Origin of the sequence: Rothia sp. HMSC066G07, from assembly GCF_001814485.1 — a bacterium.
Lineage (GTDB): Bacteria > Actinomycetota > Actinomycetes > Actinomycetales > Micrococcaceae > Rothia.
Genome location: NZ_KV816917.1, coordinates 46,349 through 71,894 on the forward strand (window position 1 = coordinate 46,349; position 25,546 = coordinate 71,894).

Sequence of the window (25,546 nt, forward strand, 5' to 3'; positions counted from 1 at the left end):
AGTAGAAAGACGTAGCCGACTAATCCTAGCCGCGCGAAAGGAACAACACCGGACCAATGCTTTACCTCTCCGTTATTGTCATCATCCTGCTTGCGACCGTATTCATGGTCAGCGTCGGTGACCGACTCAACCTGCCCTGGCCGGTCATGATGACCCTGCTCGGTGCCGCCGCGCTCTTCATTCCCAACCGACCGGACCTCACCATCGACAGCGACATCATCCTGCCGATCTTCCTTCCGCCGCTACTGTGGGCCATCGGCGTTAAATTCTCCTGGGGTACTCTGCGTCGCCGCTGGAAATCCGTACTCCTCTACTCGGTCCTACTCACCACCGTCTCTGCCCTGGCGATTGCCGGCGCAACCATATGGTGGGTCCCCGGCATGACCATCGCCGTCGCCCTCGCTGTGGGTGCAGCTGTGTCCCCGCCCGACCCCGTTGCCGTGGAGGCGGTCGCCGAGCCCGTCGGCATCCCCCGTCGACTCATCGGCACCCTGCAGACCGAAGGTAGCTTCAACGACGCTATCGCAATCGTGCTCTTCCACGCCGCAATCCACTCCATGACTAGCGGCCACCATATTGACCCGCTCTCCGTTGCCAAGGACTTCGTGCTCGGCTCGATTCTCGCGGTCATTATTGGTTACATCTTCGGCTGGCTCGGCGGCTACGTGCGCCAGCGCGCCCACGACGTGGTCACCAGCAACGCCGTGACCCTCGTGATTCCCTTCGGTGCCTACCTAGCTGCTGAAAGCGTGCACGCCTCCGGCGTTATTGCCGTGGTCATCGGCGCTATCCAGTTCACCAGCACCAAGTACATGGCGGCGCTCGAAGCGGAAGAACGCCTCTCCTCCACCTCCTTCTGGCAGATCATTGAGCTGCTCATGACCGGTGTCGCCTTCGGCCTCATCGGCCTGCAGGCAAGTAGCATCATCGCCACCGCCGATCCCTCTCGTATCGCCGGTCTCTTCGGCAACGGCGCCATGGTCGCACTGGTTGCCATCCTGGTGCGCCTCATTTGGTTCACCATCGTCTGGCTCGCAGGGCGCAAGAACCCCATCCACGAGGGTGCCCCCGAAAGCTTCGCCGAAGTTATCGTCATGACCTGGTCCGGCATGCGAGGCCTCGTGACCCTGATTCTTGCCCTGTCCATCCCCGTGGTCAACGGCACCGAACAGGTCCGCCAGGACGCCATCGTCATGATGCTCTCCGTGCTCTTCTTCACCCTCGTGCTGCCTGGCCTGACCCTGCCCATGCTCGTGAAGGTCCTTGGCGTGCGGGCTAACCATGAAGAAGAAACCGCCGTACCCGAGCTGCTCCAAATTGCGCAGGACGCCGCCCTTGAAGCGCTACAGGCTGAAGCGAAGGCAACCACCGACCCGGAAACCTACGCTCGCGTGAAGGAAATGTGCTCCGCCATTACCCGCCGAGACGAAATTAGTGAGGCACTGCCCGAAGAATACAAGCAGTACATGGAGAAACTTAAGGACAAGAGGAACGACTTCGTGCGCCTGCGCGACGCCGCCCTCGTCGCCGCGCAGAATGAGGTCATTGCGGCGCAGGACCGCTACGACTCCCACGACGTGACCCGCGTGGTGCGTAAGCTGGACATCCTGGCGCAGGCTGAAAGCATCCGCTCCTCCGGCATGTTCATTCTGCCCGCCATGACCGCCGGCGCGGTCGCCATGGAACGCTACAACCTCTGGAAGAAGCACCAGGGCACCCTGAGCACCCGCGCAATCCCCGTGGTGGAAAACGCGCCCGCCTCGCCCCTGGTCACCAACGAGGTAACCCCCAAGTCCTAGCCGGTACGCCCGTGCGCGAACACTACGTTTCTGCCCCTGCCTACGCCACCGAGATAAGCCATCTGGTCTTTAGCTCACAGGCGATAGACAGGGGCAGAAGCAGATTAAGCCTCAAGTATCACCTAAAATGAGACAGGAAACGTAGTGAACGTACGTTAGCTCTCTCAAACTCACGAACACATTGAAAGTAGACATGGATTTCAAGACTCTCTCGCCTGCGTACCTGACCTCCCTCGGCGTAATTTTTTGCGGCGCGCTCATGGTCGGATCCTCTAGTCCCTGGCTCATCTGGCTGGGCTGGATCCTTCTCATCCTCGCGCTGGGTCTGAATGTCCTCGCCTTTGTGCTGTCCGTGGGTAAGGCGAAGGGTGACCCGACCCCCGCACTGGTGACCAACCTGGACGGTTTCGAATCCTCCGTGGAGAACCGTATCCGCGAGCGCGCAGAGCACCGCCGTGAAGAGCGTGAAGCTGCTGAGCACGAAGCTGCTGAGCAGTCAGCGGAAGCAACCGCAGAGGCTGAGCATGAAGTGGCTCCCGTTGAAGCCGCTGAGGCTGTTGAGGCGACCGAGCACGCTGAAACTGCAGAGGCTACCGAGGTTCGTGAGGAAGAGCCCACCGAATCCCAGCCGATTGTTGAGCGTGCATCCGGCCGCATGAGCGTTCTGCCCTCGCGCCCCCGTTCGGGTCGCGCCACCAAGCCCCGCTCCAATGCGCGCTAGGTAGGTCGGTAGTGAATACGAAGTTTTTGCTCTCCCCGGCGTACCTCGCCTCTATCGCCCTGATGCTTTCCGGTGCGGTGCTTTCCGGTGGTCGGTTCATGCTGATCGGCTGGATTCTGTGCATTGTGGGTGTCTGCCTGAATGCCATGACCCTGGTGGTGCTGACGAACCGCGAGCAGCTGTACACCATGGAGGCGAAGGCTGCCCGAGGCACCCGCCGCGGCTTTGATGACCGCCCCGCTGTGGTGCAGCGATTGGACGAGGCTCCGGCTACTGACAGCGCAGACGAAGGATCTGCGGAGTCCGTCGAGGAAGCCGCAGAAGAGCCTGCTGAAGCACCCGCACAGAAGACCAACTAGGGTGTAACCCCTAAGACGTAAAAGACCCCCGCAGAGGGTATCTGACGTAAATAAAAGACCGTAACCGCCCCCCGTACAGGGGAGTGGTTACGGTCTTTTGGGTGCCTGAACACTCACCTCGACTAACGCTCGTCGAATACTTTTTGGGAGGGGCGAGCGAGCGCAGCGGGGTCTTTAGCGCTGAGTGCCCAGCTTCTGTGCCGCGAAATCCGCGTACTCTTGCACGTGCGCGCGAGCCTGCTTGGTCAGCGCCTTATTCTCATCCAGGATGCGCGTCGACTGCGCCGCCATCAGCTCCAGGTACTGGCGGTTGCGGGTCTTTTTCCATGCGGTGCGTGCCGCCTCCAGCTCGGCGAAATCGTTGAGAGCCTGACGCTGCATCGTGTACCGCACCCACATGAGCACCAGAATCAGCACCAGCGGAATGAGGCACGCCCAGCTCTGCCACAGCCCGTACAGTGCCGCCGCAATGGCGCCCAAAACAATCAGCACCGGGGAAATCGAGACGATGGGGGAGTCCGGGCGGTTCTTCTGGTTCTTCACGAGTGATTCACGCGCCATAGCGCGGAAGGTGTCAGAGAAGCTGGACGGGTCGTAAGACTGGGCAGGCTCCGGTTGCTGGCTCTTCTGGGACTGGCTCTTGGGAAACTGATCCTTGCCGGGCTGGTTCTTACGGGGCTGAGAAGCGGAAGGGCACATAGAAACCTCACGGGGGTACACGGGGAGTAACGGGAAAGCGGGTGTTTCACGTGAAACGGGGGAGTAGACGGCGAGTACGCGGAAGCGGGTGGCAGGATTAGCGCTCGCCGCACCTAAACGCCACCTCGGCAGCTTCTACAGGGAAGCCTCAATAAACTCGTACGCCTTATCCACACAATCGGTGGTGACAGCCTTAACCTCATCGGGGGAGTAGCAGAACGACGCCGAACGGTCAGCGTAGCGGTGCATGTCGATATCGTTCCACGAATCTCCAATCGTGTGCACCTCATAGGAGCTACCCGGATGCTCCGACTGCAGGTACTCCACCAGATGCTGCAGACCGGTGCCCTTTGTGCAGGCGGGCGGCACAATATCCAGGAAATCCTGGTTCTTGTGGCAGTCCACCGAATCACCAAAACGCTCCAGAATCCAGGTGTACGCCGCCTCGCGAACCTGAGCATCCGGAATCCACAGGGGCACACCCACGTACTCGTGGTTCTGCAGGTCGTCAGCCGGCAGGGGAGTGAACTCCGGCAGGATATTCGTCGAGGAGCCCACCCGGTCGCAGAGGCTGTAATCGTTATCCAGAGTCGTCGCGAACAGAGCCACGCCGTCCACGGTGCTGAAATGCTCGTAGCACGCTTGCACAACACTCACCGGAAGAGGCTGATGGTAAATCACCCGGTACTGCCGGTCAGTAATCACCGCACCCGTGTACAGCACGTGGTAATCAAAACGGATGGCGGTCGGGTTCAACGCCAGTTGCGTGGCAAAAATGCTCTTGCCCGTGCACGAGACCGCCAGGTTACCCTCCGCCTGCCAGCGGGCAATCGCCTGCTCAGTGGCAGGCTCCACGGCACGGTTAAACAGGATCGTGCCGTCAAGATCGAAAGCCATCAATTTGGTCATAGAAACTCCTTCGCGGGAGGGCTGCATTGCCGCGAATTGTGCGCCGCAACCCATAAAAAACGGGGGTGCCGCCGGTACTTTTAAGTGTACCGACCGCACCCCCATCACTTGAGATATAGCCCCTGAATCTCACGCCTTCACTGAAGGGTGAAAGGGCTCATTCCTCATATTTTTAGAGAGCCAGGAATCCCAGGTAGGAACCGAGGATGCCCACGCCAAAGAGGGCGAAAATCAACCAGATGGCGTTAATCTTCTTCTTCAGAAGCCACATGCACAGGAAGCACAGACCCAGCGAGGCCAGGCCCGGCAGCAGATCGTTCAGCACGGACTGGACGGTCACATTTACCGTCTCGCCCGCCTGGTTTGTGTAGCTAGTCAGTGGCAACGGAATGTTCACGCTCGTCCAGCGGTACACCAGAGCACCCATCACGAACAGGCCCATCACGGAGGCGCCCTGAGTAATCTTCTGCAGGGTGTTGCCGCCCGCCTCGGTCACAATCTGGGTGCCCTTCTCGTAGCCGTACTTGAAGCCGTACCAGCGGGTTGCCCAACGAATTGCGGTCATGCCGAAGAAGAACAGCAGCGGGCCCAGAATATTGCCGGTCACCGCCAGGGATGCGCCCAGAGCCGCCAGCACGATACGTGCGGTACCCCAGAAAATCGGGTCGCCCACGCCGGCCAGTGGGCCCATCAGGCCCACCTTAACGTTGGTGATGGCGGCTTCGTCAATGTCCTTACCGGCTGCCTTCTCACGCTCCATCGCAGCGGTCACGCCCATAATCGAGGATGCAACCCACGGCTGGGTGTTGAAGAACTCCAGGTGGCGGGTCAGCGCCTCCGCCTGGTCTTCTTTCTTGGTGTAGAAGCGCTTAATGGCCGGAATCATGGAAACCGCGAAACCGATGGACTGCATGCGTTCGAAGTTGAACGAACCGAGCAGGAAGGTGGAGCGGATGTAGGTGTCGACCTTATCGCGCTGGGTGAGCTCGGGAACTTCAACGAGCTCGACGTTCTTGTTTTCAGTCATGGTGATGCTCCTTATTCGAGCTCGTTGTCGAGGTCATTGGCGGCGGCCGGTGCTACGGCGGGTGCCTCACTCTTATGGAAGAGCGGGTTCAGCTGCGTGTACAGCAGGCCCAGGCAGGCGCCGACCAGGCCGATAGCAACCAGGTTGAACTGTGCCGGGGTGGACAGTGCCACGAGGACGTCCTTTGAGCTTCCGCCGGGTAGCGGCACAATCGACTGGGTTGCCGGGATAGCGGCGGCGGCGATGAAGCCGAGGAAGAAGAAGGGCATGAGGGCCTTCGAACGCATCATGTTGATGACCATTGCGAAACCGACCACGGTAATCATGCCACCGGCAATACGCAGACCGATGGTCACCTGTTCCGGAATCATGCCCAGCAGGCGGGTCAGCTCGTCGGAGCTAATCAGCGCCACAATAGCGGTCGGGATAGCCACGCGCAGACCCTGCAGAGCCATACCGCTAATGTGCATCAACTCAATACCGCGGAAGTTAGCCGTCTTTGCGAAATTATCCGCCTGATGCTGGAAGAACACCGTAATGGTACGAACGAAAATGGTCAGAACCTGACCTGCTGCCGCCAGCGGCACAGCAATAGCAATACCGGTGGTGATGTCCTGGTGACCCTGAATCACAACAACAGCGGAGATGGTGGACGCCAGAGCTGAGTCGGGAGCCATCGCCGCACCGACGTTCATCCAGCCCAGGGCGATGAGCTCCAGTGCGCCACCGAGCATAATGCCGGTAGTCGGGTCACCCAGCGCAAAACCCATCAGGGTGCAAGCGACCAGGGGCGGTGGAACTGACGCTCGTCCACCACGGATGCGACGCCCGCAATGAACGCCACGAGAACAACGAGAATAAACGTCAGGGCGCTCATGCGTCCAGGCCTTTCTGCTTGAGGATCTTTTCCAAATCAACCGGGGAGTGGTTGGGCAGCTGCTGCACCGTCAGCTTCACACCGCGCTTAATGAGTTCGCGGTAGGCTTCCAGGTGTTCCTCGGAGGCGTACACTGCGTCCGAAAGCTGAACCATGCCGGTCTTGAAGGTGACGCCACCAACGTTCACTTCGTTGATCTTGACGCCTTCGTCGAGCAGTCGCACCACGTCAACGGGGGATTCCACGACGAACATGGTCTTCATGCCGGTGTACTTGGGGTTGTTGTACACGCGGCCAGCCTTAGCGATGTCCAGGACGTTGGTCTTCACGCTGGTCGGCGCGACCTGCAGCAGCAGGGACTTGCGCAGCTGATCGTGTGCCGCATTATCGGATGCCGCGATGAAGGTCTGCGGTGCGATGTGCGGAACCCAGGTGCCTGCCACCTGACCGTGAATCAGACGGGAGTCGATGCGGGTGAAGATAGCGTCCATGGTGCCGCCGGGAACCTGCTGAGCAGCCGGAACCTCGACCGCCTTGGTCTCTGCGGGCTTCGCCTCGGCGGGCTTGGCGGCCGCGGGCTGGTTCGCCTCCTGGAAGGAGCGAATACCCTTAGTGCCAGCCTTGTGCGCCTTAGCGACCAGGGACTTGAGGGTTGCGTTCTTACGGCCTGCGCCGGAGATGACCTCAATAAGCATCGGTACGTTGACACCGGAGACGACGTCGACGCCCTCGCGGGTGGCTGCGAACTGCGCACCGGCGTTGTAGGGGCTACCGCCGAAGAGATCGACCAGCAGCAGGGTTTCTTCTGCTTCAGACGCCTCAACGATGCGGGTGTACTCTTCGACGAGATCTTCGGGGCCCTGACCCGGCAGGAACGTGACCGGGTGGACGTTTTCGAAGTTACCGAGGATCATGCCGGCGGTCTTCAGCAGAGCCGGAGCCGACTCGCCGTGTGCCGCCACAATGATAGTGACCATAGTGGTCCTCTCGTGTTCGTGACATGGTGTGTAGTGGCCCCGTGAGGAGCCTCATAATTCTCAGATAGTAACACGTTGTTTTTGTGTTTTGTGGGTTTTTTCTGAGCATGCACACTTTAGGTTCTTGTGACATTTTTTCAAGTGTTGGAATATGGGTTTTTGATGTCAAAACACGTATTTATTGCCAGGGTGTAAAAAATTTAAACAGAACACCGAAAAATGCTTGTCTGCGCGAAGGGGTTAGCGTTACTCTCGCGAAAATTCGGGAGTATTGGCGTCTTGCTGATGGACTGGCGAGGTGTTTGACGTGGAATATGTGGAGCGCACGAGTGCGAGAAAATGATTTACAAAGAAAATACCGAGCAAAAAATGAATGCATTGATCAAAAGATGTGGGATTTATGAAAAACCCACATTTGTCTGAGGTTTGTCCACAGAATGGTATTTCTGGAATACGCCGCTATAAACCGTCATTTCAAAATTTAAATCGACGCGCTAACGCGCGAAAGAACACCCGGGAAAACGACATTTTAGTGACAGGTTGTATATATAAATAGCAACCCACCTTTAACGGCCACGTTCCGCCCGGTAGCACCTCTCTAAAACCCTCAGTCCCAGATTCCCCACCCGAACCCCTCGCCGGGATTCCGAAGTATAGAATTCGAGATATAGGTTCCAGGGCATAGATTCCGGGGTATATATTTCAGGGCATAGAAAATCCGGGGGCATAGAAAAAGCGACCGAGAACCCTCCCGGTCGCTTTCTATCGAACATGCGCTACGCGTTAATGCCCCACATATCCCGCGCCAGGCGCGCAATATGAATCGTCAAATACGTCAACTCATCACGAGTCAGGGTCTGCTTCAACTGCATCTGCAGCACCAACAAAACCTTCTGTGCACACGCGTAGGCGCGCGGTGCATCCGCACGAAGAGCAGCCAACAAACTCGGCTGCGACACCTCATCAACATCCTCCGCACGATTTGCGGAGGCGCGGCTCGCCCGCACAAACAGGTACCGCAGGTGCGTCACAAAACGTGCCGCACTCATGGAATCCGGGTCGAGCTTGCGCTCGTAGCTTGCCTCAATAATTTCAAAAACCTGCGCGAAAACCTCAGTCATGCGGAATGCCTGAGACATGTCTGCCGTCGCAAATTGTGCATTGACCAGGTGCAACGCGAGGGGGATAGCCTCGTTTGGGTCCAGCTCAACCTGCAGGCGCTCGCGAACCATCGCCAACACTGCGCGGCCGTACTCCACCTCGCGTGGGTAGAGAACAGTCACCTCCGGGGCGAGCGGATACTGCACCCGCACCCCGTCACGCGCACGAACCACCGCATAGTGCAGGTGATCAGCCAGCGGAAGAATAAACGAGTTCGACAGCTCCAGCGCACCCTCGGCGCGCACCTTCGACTCCAAAAGCGTGGCAATCGACAGAATCTCCGCCGGAATCTCAGACAGAGTCATACTCAAACGCTCACCCGACATGCCCTGCTCCGGCACAAACGTCTGCTCCACCGCAGACGGGTCAATCAGCTGACCCTTACGCTTACCAAAAGCAATGCCGCGACCAATCATCACGGACTCCTTGCCGTAATGATCCACCGTGAGGACAACATTATTGTTATAAATACGGCTAATGCGCATGTGTCCTCCTCCTTCACGGGTGTTGGTCGCCGGAACAGAAACGGCAAATTCAAAAGATACGCAAAGGTGATTGAGCGTTACCTAAGCTAGTACAAATTCTACCGAAAGTTTGAAGCTGTCATGAAGGGTTGACGCGCAAATGCGGGGTAAAGCTGTGCCCCAGCTGTGACGCGGGCAAGCATTCCATAAGTTTGCGGCTGAAACCCGGCCCCCGCCCCGCCGTGAACCCTAAATCGCGATACTCTTAATCACATGAGCAGCAAAGCAACCGAAATCGCAAAGAACCTTCCCGCCCTCGAACACCCGGACGGTAGCCCCATCCGCGCCCTCGTCGTTGACGATGAGGAGATGCTCAAGGAACTCGTCAGCATGGGTCTGAAAATGATCGGCTGGGATGTGCAGTCCGCAGGTGACGGTCCCTCCGCACTCGCGATTGCCCGCGATTGGCGCCCCGACGTGCTCGTGCTGGATATTATGATGCCCGGCTTTGACGGCCTGGAGCTGCTCTCCCGTATCCGTAAGTTCTACCCCGAGGTTCCCTGCCTCTTTCTGACCGCTAAGGATTCGGTTGATAACCGTATCGAGGGCCTTGCCGCAGGCGCTGATGACTACGTGACTAAGCCCTTCTCTATGGAAGAGGTCATGATTCGTTTGCACCGCCTGGTGCAGCGCTCCGGTGTTGCCGCCATTGACGATGCTGAGTTGGTCGTTGGCGACCTGGTACTGAACCAGGACACCCGCGAGGTGACCCGCGGCGGCGAGCAGATCAACCTCACCGCAACCCAGTTCGACCTGCTGCGCTACCTCATGGAGAACGCGAAGCGCGTGGTCTCCAAGAGTCAGATTCTTGATAACGTCTGGAACTACGATTTTGGCGGTCAGGCAAATATTGTGGAGCTGTACATCTCCTATCTGCGTAAGAAGATTGACGTGGGTCGCGAACCGATGATTCACACCGTGCGCGGTGCCGGTTACGTGCTGCGTCCCGCCGTATAGTTTTATTCTCTGCTCTTCATATGGCGCGGTATAACACCCGGTTATACCGCGCCATATCAGTTATATTCCGTATTTCGAATATAGAAAGAAAGGATGCTCGTGGGCTCCTACTCACCAGGTGAAACCGCCTCCCCGGATAACGAAGCAACCCGCCCCCTGCGTGCAGGTACCCCCGCACGAGACGGCGCCACGCGCTCGCCGGGGAACTTCTTCGTGCGCCTACGCGCCGCCTGGAAGAGCATGAGGAATCCCGAAGCATCCCCGGAAGAACTCGGGTACGTACCCCACCTTCGTTCACGTCTTATCGCAATCCTCGTGGCAGCCCTCGGCATCGCCTGCCTCATTATTGGCCTGTCCACCTACGTGACCCTGCAGAACTCCCTCTACCAGCAGGCACAAAGCGACCTCAAAGAAACCAGCCACCGTGTAGTGCAGCCAACTTCTCGAGACGGCAAGCGAGAAGAAGTGGACTGCAGCGACCTGCAGAAGAGTAGCTCCCTTTTCGCACCCGGTCAGGCGTCCGGAACCATCATTACCTGTGTCGAGTCCGAAGGTGCTGTGGAAGTCGCCAGCAAGCTCGGTAAGGACGGCACCGTACAAACCCTCTCCGCCAACGACCAGGTAACCCTCGGAACCATGGCGCTGAACGCCACCAAAGAAGAAGTCCGAGAGGTCAAACTGGAATCCGGCCTGTACCTCATCAAAATCACCCCGAAGGCTAATAGCAGCGCTGACGCCCAGGTGGTTGGTATTCCGCTCGCCAATGTACAGCAGACCCTCACCATCTTCGTGATTGTGGTAGCCCTCGGTTCCATTGCCGTGATGGTCGGCGCCGGCGTGGCGGGCTCCTACATTATTCGTGGCACCATGAAGCCCCTGGAGCGAGTCTCCGCGGTGGCAACCGATGTGGCGCACCTGGACCTGGAAGAGCACACCATCTCCTCGGCGGTGCGCGTGGATCCGAAAGATTCCGACCCGCGCACTGAAGTCGGTGCCGTAGGCTACGCCCTCAATCAGCTGCTCGATAACGTGAACTCAGCCCTCGAGGTGCGCGAACGCACCGAACATCAGATTCGCGCCTTTATTGCGGACGCCTCCCACGAGCTACGCACGCCCCTTGCCGCCATTAAGGGGTACTCCGACATGCTCCGCTGGACCGAGCCGCTCAGTGAATCCGGCCAGTCCTCCCTGGCGCGTATCGATTCGCAGACCGAACGTATGTCCCGCCTCGTGGAGGATCTGCTGACCCTCGCTCGCCTGGATGAAGGCCGTGAACCCAAATTTGAGCTCGTCGATCTGACCGAACTGGTGCTTGAATGTACCTCCGACATGCAGGCTGCCGCGCGCACCCACGAATGGCACCTGAACCTGCCCGACGAGCCGGTTGAGGTTGTTGCCGACCGCTCCCAGATTCAGCGCGTGATCTTGAACCTGCTCTCGAATGCCCGCAAGCACACCGATGAAGGTACGCGCGTGACTGCGGGTCTGGCCGTGGATGCTGCACGCCGTGAAGCCGTGGTGACCGTGACCGATAACGGTCCGGGTATTGCACCCGAGTTCTTGCCGAAGATTTTTGACCGCTTCACCCGCGCGGATAAGGCACGTTCCGGTTCGGATGGAACCACTGGTCTGGGTCTGGCGATTGTGCAGGCGATTGTGCAGGCGCACGGAGGTTCGATTCAGGTGCAGAGCCAGCCGGGGCATACGGTCTTTACGGTGCGTCTGCCTTTGGAGGCGGCGCGCGCCTAATGCGCCTGCTCGGTGGCTTGCTGAGCGGCTCGCTGAGCGGGTAGTCGGGTGAGTGCTCGAGGGAGTGGGGTGTGTTGTGCACTCCCCGTCCCTTTGGTGTGCGTTTTGGGGGTGTTATAGCGCCCTGACGTGCTAAAACGCTAAATTGCTTGTTGAGTAAACATTAAATCTGCACTTCAAGTTTATTACCCTGAGTGCAAATATGTGGTGAATCTAACCCCCCAAATAGTTACTCCCGGTGAAACATTGCGCGTATTGTAAAAAGCATGGCTAATCTTGTTGAATCCCCCGCAAACATCACGGACAAGCGTTCCGCCCGCAAGGCAGAGAACCGCATCGCAATCGTTGAGGCAGCAGAATCCCTCATCCTCGAGGGCGGCTACGGCGCCCTCAACGCAGAAGCACTCGCAGAACGCGCAGGCGTCTCCCGCCGCACCATCTTCAACCACTTCGCCTCCGTAGACGACGTACTGGTCACCCGCATGAACCAGTACTTCAACCGCATCTTCGAAGAATGTGACTTCACCATCTCCGGTGAAAACGCAAGCATGGAAGCCGAAATGCTTTCCATCGCCCGCAAGGTCTTCATGAGCAACACCCTCGAAGAGTACATCGCACCCTTCGCACACCTGCTCTACGCCCTCGAAATGGACAGCCCCGCGAAGTTCGAAGAATATTCGCACGTCATCCTCGAGCGCACCTACGACATCTTCCTTGAGCAGTACCTCGAGGCGTACCCCGACCTGCCCTACCTGCGCGTGGCAGTCTTCGCCTCCAACCTCTCCGAAACCATCGGTGAAGGCGTCTACTACTACCTCACCCGCGCTGAAGAAATGACCGCCAAGGTCGCAGCGGAAGCCCCTGAAGGCACCCACCCCGAAGCACTCGCCATTGAAGCAATGCGCCAGTGCGTACTCGAAGCACTCGACTACCTGGGTCGTCTGGTCCAGGGCGAATTCGCAAGCTAAGCCCCATAGCGTTAACGCTCAAACACTCTCGCTTCGGGCACCTCATCTGCAGGTGCCCGGGGCGGGGTGTTTTTTGCCCAAAAACAGGCAGTAGCGTTCGTAGTGTAGGGCAAAACTATTGGGTAAAACGGCAGGGCAAACACCACGCGCACCCAACACCCAAACTCTTCACTCACTCAACTTCAAAGGACTGAATCATGGCTACATGGCTCTACCGCATCGGTGAAGCCGCCGCCCGCCGCGCATGGGCTGTCATCCTCACCTGGGTACTCATCGTCGCCGGTGTAGCGGGTGCCTACACCGCGTTCCACGGCAAGCTCAGTAACACCTTCACCATGCCCGGAACGCAGACCCAGCAGCTCTCCGACGAGCTCGCACAGCGCTTCCCCAGCGCCAACCGCGGCTCCGGCCAGATCATTCTCACCACCGGTGACGGCACCGCCCTCACCGAAGAGCAGAAGCAGGCATTCTCCGCCGCACTGAGCGCACTGCCCAGCGAGGTGCCCTCCGTGGATGCGGTCACCGACCCGTTCACCACCACCTCCAAGCTTGCAGAAGCGAAAACCCAGCTCGACGAGGCGCACGCCAAGATTGACGCCGCCCCCTCCCAGATCGAGGGCGGCAAAAAGCAGCTGAATGCCGCCACCTCGCAGCTTGAGGACGGCATGAAGCAGATTGCCGACAATGAGAAGAAGCTCGACGACTCGCAGGAACAGATTACCGCAGGTCGAAAGCAGCTGGACGACGCGCAGAAGCAGCTGGACGACGCGCAGGCACAGCTGAAGGACGGCTACGCCCAGGCGGAGGCGGCAGGCTCACCCGCCGCCATGATGAAGCAGCTCAACGCCCAGCAGACGCAGCTGACCGAACAGCAGAACGCGCTCAATCAGCAGCGCGATACCCTGACCGAGAGCCAGAAGCAGGTTGACGCGGGTCGCGCAGAAATTGCCTCCAAGAAGGACGAGCTCGCTGAGGGCAAGAAGAAGCTGGACGAGCAGCGCAACCAGCTGCAGAAGACCGAGAGTGACCTGCCGGCACAGCGTGAGCAGCTGGAGCGTCAGCAGAAGCTCTACGACTTCACCTCCGGCTACCGTATGGTCTCTGAGGATCAGTCCACGGCGATTGCGACTGTCTCGTTTAAGAAGAAGATTTACGAGGTGCCGTCCGCCGAATTGCAGAAGGTCATGTCCGACATTGAGTCGGCGAACTTGCACGGGGCGACCGTACAGTTCGACGCGAACCTGAGTGAATCCGCGATTGGTGGTGGCTCGCACACCGGTGAGGTTGCGGGTATGGTCATCGCCTTCATCGTGCTCATGGTCATGCTCGGCACCCTCGTGGCTGCCGGCCTGCCGATTCTGATGTCTCTGGTGGGCGTGGTGGTGGGTGTGCTCGGTACGCTCTCCCTGTCCTCCGTCGTGGAGATGAGCTCCACCGCCTACACCCTGGGCCTGATGCTCGGCCTGGCAGTCGGTATCGACTATTCGCTGTTCATTCTGAACCGCTACCGAACGAACCTGCTGGACGGCATGCCGAAGGTCCAGGCGATTGCTCTGGCGAATGGCACGAGCGGTAACGCCGTGATTTTTGCGGCGAGCACCGTGATTATTGCGCTTGTGGCGCTGAACGTGACCGGTATTCCCTTCCTGGGTGTGATGGGTAATGCCGCCGCGTTCTGCGTGGTTGTTGCCGCCCTGATCGCGGTGACTCTTACCCCGGCGGTGCTGTCCCTGGCGGGTACCAAGATTATGTCTAAGAAGCTGTGGGCTTCCATCGATACCCCGCAGAAGATTGCGGAACGCCGCGTGCAGGATGCCGAACGCACCGAGAAGCCGAACGGTTGGTTGCGCCTCGTGTTGGCGCGTCCGCTACTGACTCTGGTGGCCGGTACGCTGGCGCTGCTGGCGGTTGCCGCCCCCATGTCTCAGATGCGCCTGGGCCTGCCGGACGCCTCGAACTACCCCTCCGATAGCGCCGCGTACAAGTCGTACGCGCTGGTCAAGGACAAGTTCGGTGAGGGTATGAGCGCCCCGCTGGTCGCGGTCGCGCACACCCCCGCGAACATGAGTGAGGAGCAGGCTCAGCAGGCGCAGATTGATATCGCCTCTGCAGTCAAGGAACGCGGCGGCGCGAACGTGCAGGCTGTGGTTCCCGGCGGTATGACTGATGATCGTACCCTCATGATTTTCCAGGTGATTCCTGCCCACAGTGCAAGCTCCGTGGAGACTGAAGAGCTTGTCCACGAGCTGCGAGCCGTGACCGTTCCGGTTCAGGGCTCTGAGGTGTCTCTCGGTATTGCGGGTCAGACCAGCGGCAATATTGACGTCTCCGAGGTGCTCGCGCAGAAGCTGCCCCTGTACCTGGGCGTGGTGATGGGTCTGTCCTTCCTGGTGCTGATCCTGGTGTTCCGTTCGATTATGGTTCCGCTGGTTGCCTCAGTGGGCTTCCTCTTCTCGGTGCTGGCGAGCTTCGGTGCCGTGGTGTCGATTTACCAGTTGGGCTTCATGAGTTCCCTCTTTGGCGTTGATCACCCGGGTCCGGTGTTGTCGTTCTTGCCGACCCTGCTCATCGGTATTCTTTTTGGTCTTGCCATGGATTACCAGATGTTCCTGGTGACTGGCATGCGTGAAGCGTACGTGCACGGCAAGGATGCAGCGACCGCCATTGTGAGCGGTTACAACCATGCGGTGCGTGTGGTGGTGGCTGCCGCGATCATCATGATTTCGGTGTTTGGTGGCTTCATCTTTGCTGATTCGACGATGATCCGCCCGATGGGCTTTGGTTTGGCGTTCGGTGTGCTCGTGGATGCGTTCATTGTGCGCATGACGCTGACCCCGGCGATTATGGCTCTGCTGGGGGATAGGGCGTGGTGGATGCCGAAGTGGCTGGATCGCCTCACTCCGAATATGGATGTTGAGGGCGCCGCGCTGAGTGAGAAGATGAGCGAGAAGATTCAGCATGAGCGCGAGTCTGCCGCTACCGACTCGGGTAGCAAGCTCGGGTCAGAGTAAAGTATTAGTGTGCGTTTGTGCGCTACGGCGCACTCTGAAGACTAATACGAGACGAAAGGGCAGGTGCACGGTGATGAGGAACCGCGCGAGTATCCGACAGCGGATAGGAGCCGTTCTGAACCGTGTGCCTGCCCCTTTTCTTGTCTTTTTGGGCGGCGGCACGGGGGCGCTGTGCCGCGTGTACACTCCCGGTGGCGTGCTGGTGGCGAACCTGCTGGGTTCGTTTACGCTGGGCCTGCTAACGATGGTGTGGAACGCCTACGCGCGCCGTGACGGTGAGGAGCGGATTCATTCGTTCCGTCTGCTCTTTGGTGCCGGCATGATGGGTGGCTATACGACATATTCGTCGATTGCGGCGGTTTTGGCGCAGACGATTTTTCTGCCGTACACCATCAACTACACGTACATGATGCTGGCTGTGGCGGTGCTGCTGGTGGGTGGTTTGGTTGCCGCCGCGGCGGGCATGCTGACGGGTCGTTTTGTGGCGTCTCGCTTGGTGCCCGCCCGTGATGTTGAGGAGGGCCGCTAATGTTTTTTGCTCTGATGGTTTTCCTGTGCGGCGGTTTGGGTGCGATGACCCGTTTCTTCTTGGATAAGGCGATGTCGCCTCGCCTGCGTACGGAGTCGTCGATTATTAGCCCGGTGTTCGTGATTAACCTGGTGGGCTCGTTCCTGTACGGCCTGCTGATTATGCCGGTGTCTAATCCTCGCGCGCTGGGGGTGCACTATAACGCCACGGATCAGGTGGCGTTCTGGTGCACAGTGATTACGACCGGTCTGCTGGGTGGGTTTACGACGTTTTCGACCGCCATGGTGGAGGCGCTGACCGCCCGTTCTGAGGGCAAGATGGTGAAGTTTCTGATGCTGTGGCTGGGGCAGGTTGTGGGTGCGATGGTGGCAGCTCTGGCGGGTGCGTTGCTGTTTGTGTTGCTATTTGGTCGGTATATTGCGCCGGTGTTCCCGCCGGATGTTCTGTACTGACGGCACCGGCTGTGGTGGTTCTCATGGCGTGTTTGGGTGCATGTACAGCTTTTTCACAGTTTCGCCTAGGGTGAGCCATAGAGCGGTCTTTTACACTGGTGGTGAACGATATGCGGCGGGCATGAACTGTAACCCGCTATATACCACCAAGAATATATGTTAGAACAGGCATATATGCAGGTGGGGTTCATATAACTCACTCTCACGACCCAAGGAACACACGGCATGCAGGAACTGCTCAATAAACACATGATTGGCACCTTCGTCATCGAGATTGCGGCACTCACAGTCGCACTCTCCATCATTGGCTTCATTGGTATGCGCCTGCGCGCCAAGAAGACCGGTCGAGCGCACAGCATCCGCCAGTACCTGCTGACCGCATCCTTTGCGCTGTTCCTTGCTTCTATTCTTTCTCTGACGCTGACCCCGATTGGCTCTTCCAATAGCGTCACGAACCCCGAACTCTACTACCCGCGCTTCTATGTGGGCTGGAGCTGGCAGCAGGCGTGGGATCTGACTGCCGGCATGGGTCTGCGCCGCTTCTTCACCACCGTGTATGCGCAGCTCTTTTTCAACGTCGCCATGTTCATCCCCCTGGGCTTCTTTACTGCGGGCTGCCTGCGCTGGGGTCTGCGCGCCACGGCGCTGAGTGGCTTCGCGCTGTCGAGCTTCATTGAGTTGAGCCAGTTGACCGGTAACTGGGGTCTGGCGGGCTTCACCTACCGCACTTTCGATGTGGATGACATTGTGAATAACACTGCCGGTGCGGTTCTCGGTGCGGTCTGTATCTGGGTGATGCGCGCGATTCAGAAGCGCCGTGCGGCTAAGCATGACCGGGCGCTGGCAATGGCTACCGCCGCGGCCTAGTACCCCTCCAAATTAGCAGACGTTTTCATAACATGATTGATATAATTCATGTTATGAAAACGTCTGCTCCTAGCCTCCTTCCCATCTTGCGTAGCGACCTGCAGGGTGAAGTGATGGCATTGCTGTTCTCTCACCCTGAGCAGCAATACACGGTGTCACAGATTGCTGATGCGACACGTGCATCGTTGCCGACTGTTTCCCGAGAGGTGAATCGTCTAGAACAGTCCGGTTTGGTGACTGTCCAGAATGTTGGTAGGACCCGTATGGTGCAAGCCAAGGTTGATAATCCGGTGGGCCAGGCGATGCGTCAGTTGATTCTGGTAACGTATGGCCCCGTTCCGGTGCTCCGGGATACATTGCAGGGCGTTTCCAATATTGAGGGTGCCGCTATTTATGGTTCGTGGGCTAGCCGTCGTTCTGGGGTGGCGGGGCACGTGCCGAATGATATTGATGTGCTGGTTGTGGGCTCCCCTTCACGGCAGAAGCTGTATGAGGCTATCGATGATGCTGAGCAGAAGCTTGGCTATGAGGTAAACGTGAAGCGGCTATCTCCTGAGGCTTGGAATTCGCAGGATGGCTTCGTGCAGACTGTGCGGTCGCGTCCTATGGAGGTTCTCTTTGGGCAGCTGGAGGTGAATGATGTCCACGCTGAAGCCTAAGCTGGGACCTTTTTAAGGTGCACTTCTCATCATCACCTCCGAAGCTTCTTCCGTGAGGTAGACGCAACGAACCCCTCATTTTCATAACCTGACCGATATTGTGCAGGTTATGAAAATGAGGGGTTCGCCGTTTTTAGATGAAACCCTAGACAGGGAAGTTCTCGGGTGGGAAGACTACTCGTCCTCGGTCAGCCGGTTCACGACGCGGGTGCTACGGTTGCCCTTCACCTCTTCGGGGAGCAGAATCGGCATGGAGCCGGTCGGCGTGTAGGTTGCCGCGCGTGCCGCCGCGGTAGCGTGGGTATCCTCAAACTCGGGGATAACCTCGGAGCTGGGTGCACGGTACAGGTGGCTATTAGCCCACCACGCGAAGAGCAGAACCACAATCGCCAGGGCGCTAGAGACGAACAGCCACGGGCTGACCTGACCCTCGTAGTAGAGCTTGAAGAATGCGCCACCCATGAAACCGCCGGCAATCGGGCCGCAGATCGGAACCCACGCGTAGAACCAGCGCGAGGAGCCCTTATCGTGGATGGGCAGCAGGGCGTGCATGAGGCGCGGACCGAAGTCACGGGCGGGGTTCAGAGCGTAGCCGGTCTGACCGCCCAGACCGATCACGAGTACGGTGACCATGAAGCCGAAGGCGAGGGGCTTGAGCACGTCGTTGAGGTTGAGAGAGAGTTCCACACCGCCGCTGATGGACGGCTTGAAGTTCACACCGGTGTACAGTGCCGAGAAGACCAGCATGAACGTGCCGATCATTTCGGAGAGGGCGTTGGTGAAATAGTTGTGAATAGCGGGGACGGTGCCGAAAACGCCGAGCTTAATCTTCTTGTCGGCGGTTGCTTTCCAGTGCGGCAGGTAGTTGAGGTAGACCAGTCCGGCGCCGACCATTGCGCCGAGTACCTGGGCGATGATGTAGCCGGGGACCTTCTCCCAGGAGAACTCGCCGAACGCTGCCAGGCCAATGGACACGGCGGGGTTGAGGTGGCCGCCGGAATAGGCGTGGGAGGCGTAGACGCCGAAGGTGACGGCGAAACCCCAGCCGAAGGCGATGGTGAAGAAGTTGTCGCCGTGGCCTTTGGATCGGCGAAGTTCGACGTTGGCGATGACGCCGCAGCCGATGGTGCACATGATGAGCGTGCCGAGGAATTCGGCGAGGTAGGGGCTGATGGTGTACACGGGGTGTCCTTCAGGTAGTGAACTGCGGGTGGTAAACCTGGATTCGGTCAGGTGCGCAGTGCCGAGCGTGAGGGAGGTGTGGTTCTGTGTGGGGTTATGCCGCCCGAGTGGCGTGTTTAAACCTTTGGCATCTATGGAACCCTGAATGCCCTAGAAGGGCAATACTTTTGTGTTATTTCACCCTTAGACATAAGCGGTTTTTCGGGTTTTTCGTTTAAAAATAAATGTGGCGAATGAGGGGAAAATCGGTCATAGTCCACACCTTGGACTCATTCCATAAACTCGCGGTTGAACCCATGGAGAAACTCACGAATAAACCCGCGATCAAACCAACACTCACCCCCGCCATCAGCACCCGCCTGCACCACCTGTCATCAGCACAGAATGCCCGGGCACCTCACGGGGTACCCGGGCAGTTTCTGTAATTTTTATGCGGCTCTAACGGCGGCTCTTGCGAACCGCGGTGGACTGGCTGTTACGCCGCTACACGGCTACTACTTGGCGCTCGCCCAGTCGAGAATCGCCTCGAAGAAGCGCTCGCATTCGCTCAGCTGCTCCAGCTCAATCCACTCGTTCGGGGAGTGCGCCTGGGCAATATCGCCGGGACCGCAAATGATGCTCTGCACGCCGGCGCGCTGGAACTGGCCCGCCTCGGTGCCGTAGGTGACCTTCTGTGGTGCGTCATTGGTGCCCAGCCACTCGTGGGCGAGGTGCACGATGGGTGCGTCGTCCTCGGTACCCAGGCCCGGCACGGCTGCGAGCAGTTCGTGCTTCACACCCACGCGGGAGGTGAGGCTACCGGGCTCCGCGCCGGTCAGCTTTTCGGCACGTGCGGCGCGCGCCTGCAGGTCGGGCAGGATGACCTCGGAAAGCTCGCGGTCAATGCGCTCCACGAAGGATTCGGTGGTCACCTGCGGTAGGGTACGCACATCGTACTCTACGACCGCCTGCTCAGCGACGATGTTGTACTGCAGGCCGCCGGTTGCCAGGTTCACGCTGCCGGTGGAGTGGGGAATGATGAACGACTCGTCGAACGGGCCTTCTTCCTCCCACTGGTCCGCCATATCGGTGAAGAAGGTGATGAACTCGCCGGCTGCGGCAACCGCATTCACGCCGTGGGTGGCAAGGGAACCGTGCTTGGCCACGCCGGTGAAGGTGACGCGGCCGCGGTGTGCGCCCTTGTGCGCGTCGATAATGCGCATGCTGGAGGGCTCACCAACAATCGCGTAGTCGGGGGCGAGGTCGCGCGCCACGAACTCCTCGATAAGGGAGGGTGCACCAATGCAACCGATTTCCTCATCGTAGGAGAACGCGAAGTGTAGGGGAGTGCGCAGCTTCGCCTCCGCAACGCGCGGCAACAGCCAAAGCGCCACGGCGAGGAAGCCCTTCATGTCGCACACGCCGCGACCGTAGGCGCGGGTACCCTCCACGCGCAGGGTGAAGGGGGCGGCGTCCCACGCCTGACCGGCGACGGGTACAACGTCCGTGTGACCGGAGAGGATAACGCCGCCGCGGGTGGTGCCGTCAGCGGCGGGGACGGTGACCAACAGGTTGGCGCGGGTGCCGTCCTCGTTGTAGGTGCGCACGCCGCTGTAGCCGTAGCGGGCGAACTCGGTTTCGAGCAGTTCGATGAGCTCGAGGTTGGAGCGGCCGGAGATGGTGGGAATCGCGATGAGCTTTTCGAGCCAGGGGAGGGATGCGGGCTGGGTGGTCTGAGCCGTCATAACTATTCCTTCTGCGTTGTGGTGCTGTGCGCTGTCATGTTCAGGGTACGCCGCGGGGCGGCATTCGTCGCCTCATGGTCGTCGAATACCGCCCCGTGACCCCTGCGCGGGGTTAGATGCTGTAGTTGTTCACGTTCGAGTGGTCGCCCAGCGCGTGGAAGTTACGCGAGTGGTAAACCAGCGGGGTGCCTTCGCAGTCGTTGCGGATGAACTCTTCAACCTGCGCGGTGAAGACGAGTGCGGGGCCAGCCTCAACACGGCTGAGCGGGGTTGCGCGCAGTACGCGGCGCACGCCGTGGACGAGGGGCTCGCCGGTGTGGACGAATTCCCAGGTGCTGGGGTCGTCGAAGCGGGGGTAGTCGTGGGTTGCGAAGTTCTTCGCGAGGGTGACATTCTCAGCGTCGAGCATGTGCACGAGGAAGGAGGACGCCGCCGCGATCTTTGCTGCGGAGCCGCTGTTGGCCTTGAGGGAGAAGGCGATGATGGGCGGTTCTGCGGCGACGGAGGTCAGCGAGGAGGCGGTGAAACCTGCGGGTGCGCCGTTTTCGTCGGTTGCGGTGATGATGGCGACGCCTGCGGGCTGGTGGCCGAAGGCGAGCTTGAACTGCTCGGAGGTGTCGGCGAGGGGTGCCTGTGCTGCAATGGTTTCGGTCATGATCGACCCTTTCTTCTGCGGCTGCGTTTGAGGGTTCGTCCTGTGGTGTTTGCTCGGGGCGACCCTTTAGTTAAGGGGAGATATGTTTCAGGGTAAAGCTAAAGGGTGGTGAACACCTTATTTATTGCCCTATGTTTCTTAGGTGAACCTTTCGTGACATTGAGCGTGAAATATTACGTCATATTCTTCGCCGGTTGGGAGCGTCCCGGAGGTGTTCTGCGGGGCACCCCGTGAAAGGCTCGGAACGCTTGGTTTTGGGTGCTATCCCTCTCTCTTCTGGGGGTTTTGCGGGGGTGAAGAGGGCTCTAGGGTATCCTTGCTTGGTACGCGAAAGCGCACCGCGCCCCGTATTTGAGGGGTTTTTCGGTGCGTGAACTGTGGGGAGAAGAGGGTTAATGAGCTGGTTGGCAACTATTCCGCTGCTACTTTTTGCGGTCGTGTTGGCTTTTGGTCCCGGCTATGCGATGGGCTGGGCGTTGCGTGTTCCTGTGCGTCTGCGTGTTTTTTATGCGCCGCTGCTGACTTTTGCCCTGGTGGCTGTCTCTGCGATTGTGCTGGGTAAGACCGGCATTCCGTGGAGCCTGATTTCTTTTGTGCCGGTCGCTGCCGTGATGGTGGCTGTGGCTGCTGGTCTCATGTGGCTGGTGGGCCGCCGCTGGCCTGCCCTGACCTCTGCGGCTTGGCCGGGTAACGATGTTCCGGTGACCTGGCCCGTGATGGGTGCGGTGCTGGGCGGGTTCCTGGTGACGCATATGACCGAGGACATGGTGTATGGTCCGGAGGCGTTCTCGCAGAGCCTGGATAATTCCTTCCATATGAATGCGATTCGCTGGATTCAGGAGCACGGCGATGCCTCCAGCCTGACCCTTGGAGCAGTCGCTGCTGCGAACCAGGAGCCGACGTTTTACCCGGCGGGTTGGCACGATTTTGTGTCCCTGATTTATAGCACCACGGGTACGAGTATTGCGACCGCCACCATTGTGACCGTGCTACTGGCTTCCGGCATTTTGTGGCCCTGCTCGCTGGTGGCGCTGAGCCTGAGCATCCCGAAGCTGCGCCGCCTGCAGGCCCTAGCTATTCCGGCGATGATTTGCGGTTTTGCGGCTTTCCCGGGCCTGCTACTGCGCTGGGGTGTGCTTTTCCCGAACCTGCTGGGCTATGCCCTGCTACCTTCATTTGTGGCACTCATGGTGTACCTGGTACAGGTGATGGTACGCCGCGAGTATTCGGCATCCCTATCGCTGGGTTTAGCCTCCCTGGTGGGTCTTGCGGGTCTGGCGCTGGTGCATCCGAATGCGGTGGTTTCTGCCGCAGCCTTTGCTGTACCCCTGCTACTGGCTGGTGTGGCGCAGGTCCTGCGTTCGCATGAGTTGATTGCTCGACAGAAATGGGTGGGTTCCATCCTGCTACTGGCTTTCCTGGCTGGTTGTGTAGGGGCCTGGCGTGTATTACGTCCCGCTGAGTTTGCAAGTAATACTTGGTCGCCGATTCTGACCGAGGGTGAGGCCCTCTATCAGTTCCTCTTCCTGGGCCTGGAGAATGGTAATCAGCTGGGTGATAAGTTTAATCCCTCCTACTTGGCGGGTTTCCTGGTTCTGTGGGGTGTGGGGTACCTGCTGTACAAGCGCCGTAACCTGTGGCTGATTGCCAGCTGGGGGCTGATTGGTTACCTGTGGATTGTATCCGCCTCGGTGCCGCGCGGTGAGTTCCGCCTGCTGATGGTGGGCCCCTGGTACACCGACCACTTCCGCCTGGCGGCTCTGGTGGTATTCCCCTCAGTGATCCTAGCTGGTATCGGCTTGGGTGGCTTCGTAGAAGGTCTGCTTACCTGGGTTGCGCGCCGAGCACCACGCCCGGCACGCTTGAAGGTTGCGACCATCGGCATGGGTGTCGCGATGATCCTGGTACTGGTAGTTGCTGGTCTTTCTTCGCGTGTTCCTTCGGTGCAGGAGACGACCCAGGCGGTCTCTCGTGAATACCGCCTGACCCCGACCTCTGTGGTGTTGAATCAGGACGAGATGAACGTCATTAATGAAATCCCGAAGATCGTACCGAAGGACGATGTGATCGTGAATAACCCCTGGGACGGTAGCGCCTATATTTACGCGCTGGCGGATCGTCACCTGACGGGATACCACTTCGAGTTTGAGACCTCACCCAAGTACTCGGCGATTATGCACAACCTCAAGGACGCTCGTACAAACCCGGAGGTGTGCCGCGAAGTGAACGAGTACAAGGCCCACTGGTACGTTCACCTGGAGAACCAGCTGAACTTCGGCCCGGACGCCCAGAAAAACTACGACGGCCTCGTGGCTGCTATCGATACGGATGTTCTGACTCCGGTGTACTCCTCGGGTCCGATGACTCTGTACCGTATTAGCGCGTGCGATAACTAATGCGATAACTAAACGGTGCCTCAGCGCTCCTACGGGGGTGCACGCATCTGCAGAAATTCGTGCAGTGGTCTGCATTCTGGCGCTAAATCTGAGATACTGCGGAACCACTGATATGATGAAAGTCGGTATGTCTACTAGGGCATGCCGGCTTTCACACGCACGGTAAGACACATTCGTTAGGAGGGGTAGCTGCCCTATGGGTTCTCCCACATCGCCTCTTACCCCCCACACGTATCCTCGTACGCTGGTGATTATGCCCGCCTGGAACGAGGAAGAAGCACTGCCCGGCACTATTACTGAGCTGCAGGAGACGGTGCCCTTCGTGGACCTGGTGGTGGTCAATGACGGCTCCACCGACAACACCTCCGCTGTGGCTCGTGAGGCGGGTGCTTTTGTGATTGACCTGCCCTACAACATGGGCGTGGGTGCCGCCATGCGCACCGGCTACAAGTACGCGCAGCGCATGGGTTACGACTACGCCATGCAGGTGGATTCGGATGGTCAGCACCACCCCGAAAGTATCCCCACGCTGATTGAGGCAATCAAGGACTACGATATTGTAATTGGTTCCCGCTTTGCGGAGGGGGCTGCCGACTATGAGGTGTCAGGTCCACGCAAGTGGGCGATGGGCCTGCTATCGTTCCTGTTCACCCGCTCGGCGGGCACCCCGTTCACGGACGTGACCAGCGGCTTTAAGATTGCTAACCGCCGCGGCATCGACTTCTACTGCCGCAACCTGCCCGCCGAATATTTGGGCGACACAATCGACATCACCGCCATGGCTATTAACAATGGCTTGAAGGTGCGTCAGGTGCCGGTGAATATGCGTGAACGTCAGGGAGGTACCCCCTCCTCCGGTCCGCTGAAGTCTGCTGTCTATCTGGTTCGTTCACTGTTTGCCTACGGCATTTCGGTGAGCCGCCGCCCCGAGGAGAAGTAATCATGAGCGCGAGTGTTTTTTTCCTCATTCTGTCCGTACTGGTGTGTGCCTTTGTGATTGTGCAGGTGCGTCACCAGCGCATGAAGGAGCGGTACGCCGCCCTGTGGCTGATTATCGGCGCGGTCATTATCGTGCTGGGCGCTTTCCCGAGTCTGCTAAACGGTGTGGCGGACTTTGTGGGTGTTGCCCTGCCGGTGAACCTGTTGTTCCTGCTGTCGATTCTTTTGCTCATGGGCGTCAGTATTCACCTGACCCTGGAGCTGTCGCGCCTGTCGGAGAAGACCCGTATCCTGGCTGAGGAAGTCGCCATTTTGAAGGCGCTTCAGGAGCAGCCGGAGGGTGCATCTGGCTTAGGCCGTAAATCCTCTGCACGGGGCGAGCAGTAGGAACCATAATTTTCTTTT

General features: G+C 59.0%; 22 protein-coding genes and 1 pseudogene. 14 read left to right on the plus strand and 9 right to left on the minus strand.

From position 1 onward, the window contains the following. Positions 1–56 precede the first annotated feature (56 nt). The 3 genes from HMPREF2971_RS00700 (at position 57) to HMPREF2971_RS00710 (ending at position 2,879) form a co-directional block, all read left to right on the plus strand. Positions 57–1,799 carry a cation:proton antiporter gene (locus HMPREF2971_RS00700; RefSeq protein ID WP_070690604.1) on the plus strand — a complete coding sequence of 581 codons (1,743 nt, stop codon included), beginning with the start codon at positions 57–59 and terminating at the stop codon, positions 1,797–1,799. A 193-nt stretch (positions 1,800–1,992) separates the two neighbouring features. Then, positions 1,993–2,520 (plus strand): hypothetical protein, encoded by a 528-nt coding sequence (locus HMPREF2971_RS00705; RefSeq protein ID WP_044149980.1) that lies wholly within the window; start codon positions 1,993–1,995, stop codon positions 2,518–2,520. 11 nt (positions 2,521–2,531) lie between these two features. Next, entirely contained in the window at positions 2,532–2,879 is a 348-nt protein-coding gene (locus HMPREF2971_RS00710; RefSeq protein ID WP_049360190.1) for a hypothetical protein, read from the plus strand. Positions 2,880–3,053: 174 nt separating this feature from the next. Here HMPREF2971_RS00710 and HMPREF2971_RS00715 read toward each other — a convergent pair whose 3' ends face one another. From HMPREF2971_RS00715 to HMPREF2971_RS00740, 6 genes and pseudogenes are all read right to left on the minus strand, one after another. After that, entirely contained in the window at positions 3,054–3,578 is a 525-nt protein-coding gene (locus tag HMPREF2971_RS00715; RefSeq protein WP_172855766.1) for a hypothetical protein, read from the minus strand. Between the two features lie 135 nt (positions 3,579–3,713). Next, entirely contained in the window at positions 3,714–4,487 is a 774-nt protein-coding gene (locus HMPREF2971_RS00720) for an HAD-IIB family hydrolase (protein ID WP_049352261.1), read from the minus strand. A 172-nt stretch (positions 4,488–4,659) separates the two neighbouring features. Further along, positions 4,660–5,514 carry a PTS system mannose/fructose/sorbose family transporter subunit IID gene (locus HMPREF2971_RS00725; RefSeq protein ID WP_012902656.1) on the minus strand — a complete coding sequence of 285 codons (855 nt, stop codon included), beginning with the start codon at positions 5,512–5,514 and terminating at the stop codon, positions 4,660–4,662. 11 nt (positions 5,515–5,525) lie between these two features. Next, positions 5,526–6,391 (minus strand): annotated as a pseudogene (locus HMPREF2971_RS00730) (PTS mannose/fructose/sorbose transporter subunit IIC). After that, the gene (locus HMPREF2971_RS00735) at positions 6,388–7,368 is read right to left on the minus strand and encodes a mannose/fructose/sorbose PTS transporter subunit IIA (protein ID WP_049326832.1); all 981 of its coding nucleotides are present in this window, start codon (positions 7,366–7,368) and stop codon (positions 6,388–6,390) included. The pseudogene HMPREF2971_RS00730 and the gene HMPREF2971_RS00735 overlap by 4 nt, the downstream one beginning before the upstream one ends. 776 nt (positions 7,369–8,144) lie before the next feature. After that, entirely contained in the window at positions 8,145–9,014 is an 870-nt protein-coding gene (locus tag HMPREF2971_RS00740; RefSeq protein WP_070690607.1) for a PRD domain-containing protein, read from the minus strand. 252 nt (positions 9,015–9,266) lie between these two features. On the opposite strand from HMPREF2971_RS00740, the gene HMPREF2971_RS00745 reads away from it, so the two are divergent. The 8 genes from HMPREF2971_RS00745 to HMPREF2971_RS09170 all read left to right on the plus strand — a co-directional run bounded on the left by HMPREF2971_RS00745 (position 9,267) and on the right by HMPREF2971_RS09170 (position 18,245). Continuing rightward, positions 9,267–10,010, plus strand: coding sequence for a response regulator transcription factor (locus tag HMPREF2971_RS00745; RefSeq protein ID WP_049345979.1), 744 nt, complete (start codon positions 9,267–9,269; stop codon positions 10,008–10,010). A 93-nt stretch (positions 10,011–10,103) separates the two neighbouring features. Beyond that, on the plus strand, positions 10,104–11,759 hold the full coding sequence (locus tag HMPREF2971_RS00750; protein WP_246825007.1) for a sensor histidine kinase: 1,656 nt from the start codon (positions 10,104–10,106) through the stop codon (positions 11,757–11,759). Positions 11,760–12,025: 266 nt separating this feature from the next. Next, positions 12,026–12,727, plus strand: coding sequence for a TetR/AcrR family transcriptional regulator (locus HMPREF2971_RS00755; protein ID WP_070593524.1), 702 nt, complete (start codon positions 12,026–12,028; stop codon positions 12,725–12,727). 197 nt (positions 12,728–12,924) lie between these two features. After that, positions 12,925–15,738 carry an MMPL family transporter gene (locus tag HMPREF2971_RS00760; RefSeq protein ID WP_070690609.1) on the plus strand — a complete coding sequence of 938 codons (2,814 nt, stop codon included), beginning with the start codon at positions 12,925–12,927 and terminating at the stop codon, positions 15,736–15,738. A 124-nt stretch (positions 15,739–15,862) separates the two neighbouring features. After that, on the plus strand, positions 15,863–16,267 hold the full coding sequence (locus HMPREF2971_RS00765; RefSeq protein WP_231840273.1) for a fluoride efflux transporter FluC: 405 nt from the start codon (positions 15,863–15,865) through the stop codon (positions 16,265–16,267). Then, positions 16,267–16,719, plus strand: coding sequence for a fluoride efflux transporter FluC (locus HMPREF2971_RS00770; RefSeq protein ID WP_070690611.1), 453 nt, complete (start codon positions 16,267–16,269; stop codon positions 16,717–16,719). Before HMPREF2971_RS00765 ends, HMPREF2971_RS00770 begins: the two co-directional genes overlap by 1 nt. Before the next feature lie 225 nt (positions 16,720–16,944). Further along, the gene (locus tag HMPREF2971_RS00775; RefSeq protein ID WP_070690613.1) at positions 16,945–17,586 is read left to right on the plus strand and encodes a VanZ family protein; all 642 of its coding nucleotides are present in this window, start codon (positions 16,945–16,947) and stop codon (positions 17,584–17,586) included. A 113-nt stretch (positions 17,587–17,699) separates the two neighbouring features. Continuing rightward, a complete protein-coding gene (locus tag HMPREF2971_RS09170; RefSeq protein WP_161800089.1) occupies positions 17,700–18,245 on the plus strand; it encodes an ArsR family transcriptional regulator in 546 nt (181 codons plus the stop codon). A gap of 174 nt (positions 18,246–18,419) precedes the next feature. Here HMPREF2971_RS09170 and HMPREF2971_RS00785 read toward each other — a convergent pair whose 3' ends face one another. The 3 genes from HMPREF2971_RS00785 to HMPREF2971_RS00795 form a co-directional block, all read right to left on the minus strand. Continuing rightward, a complete protein-coding gene (locus tag HMPREF2971_RS00785; RefSeq protein WP_012902667.1) occupies positions 18,420–19,427 on the minus strand; it encodes an MIP/aquaporin family protein in 1,008 nt (335 codons plus the stop codon). A gap of 494 nt (positions 19,428–19,921) precedes the next feature. Further along, positions 19,922–21,151 carry an acetylornithine deacetylase gene (gene argE, locus HMPREF2971_RS00790; protein ID WP_070690615.1) on the minus strand — a complete coding sequence of 410 codons (1,230 nt, stop codon included), beginning with the start codon at positions 21,149–21,151 and terminating at the stop codon, positions 19,922–19,924. Positions 21,152–21,263: 112 nt separating this feature from the next. Further along, entirely contained in the window at positions 21,264–21,806 is a 543-nt protein-coding gene (locus HMPREF2971_RS00795) for a flavin reductase family protein (RefSeq protein ID WP_070507457.1), read from the minus strand. Between the two features lie 395 nt (positions 21,807–22,201). Here HMPREF2971_RS00795 and HMPREF2971_RS00800 point away from each other — a divergent pair, with 395 nt between their 5' ends. The 3 genes from HMPREF2971_RS00800 to HMPREF2971_RS00810 all read left to right on the plus strand — a co-directional run bounded on the left by HMPREF2971_RS00800 (position 22,202) and on the right by HMPREF2971_RS00810 (position 25,528). Then, positions 22,202–24,202, plus strand: a complete 2,001-nt coding sequence (locus HMPREF2971_RS00800) for a DUF6541 family protein (RefSeq protein ID WP_049345958.1) — start codon at positions 22,202–22,204, stop codon at positions 24,200–24,202. Positions 24,203–24,398: 196 nt separating this feature from the next. Then, on the plus strand, positions 24,399–25,142 hold the full coding sequence (locus HMPREF2971_RS00805) for a glycosyltransferase family 2 protein (RefSeq protein WP_049345957.1): 744 nt from the start codon (positions 24,399–24,401) through the stop codon (positions 25,140–25,142). Positions 25,143–25,144: 2 nt separating this feature from the next. Next, positions 25,145–25,528, plus strand: coding sequence for a DUF2304 domain-containing protein (locus HMPREF2971_RS00810; RefSeq protein WP_049345954.1), 384 nt, complete (start codon positions 25,145–25,147; stop codon positions 25,526–25,528). Positions 25,529–25,546 lie beyond the last annotated feature (18 nt).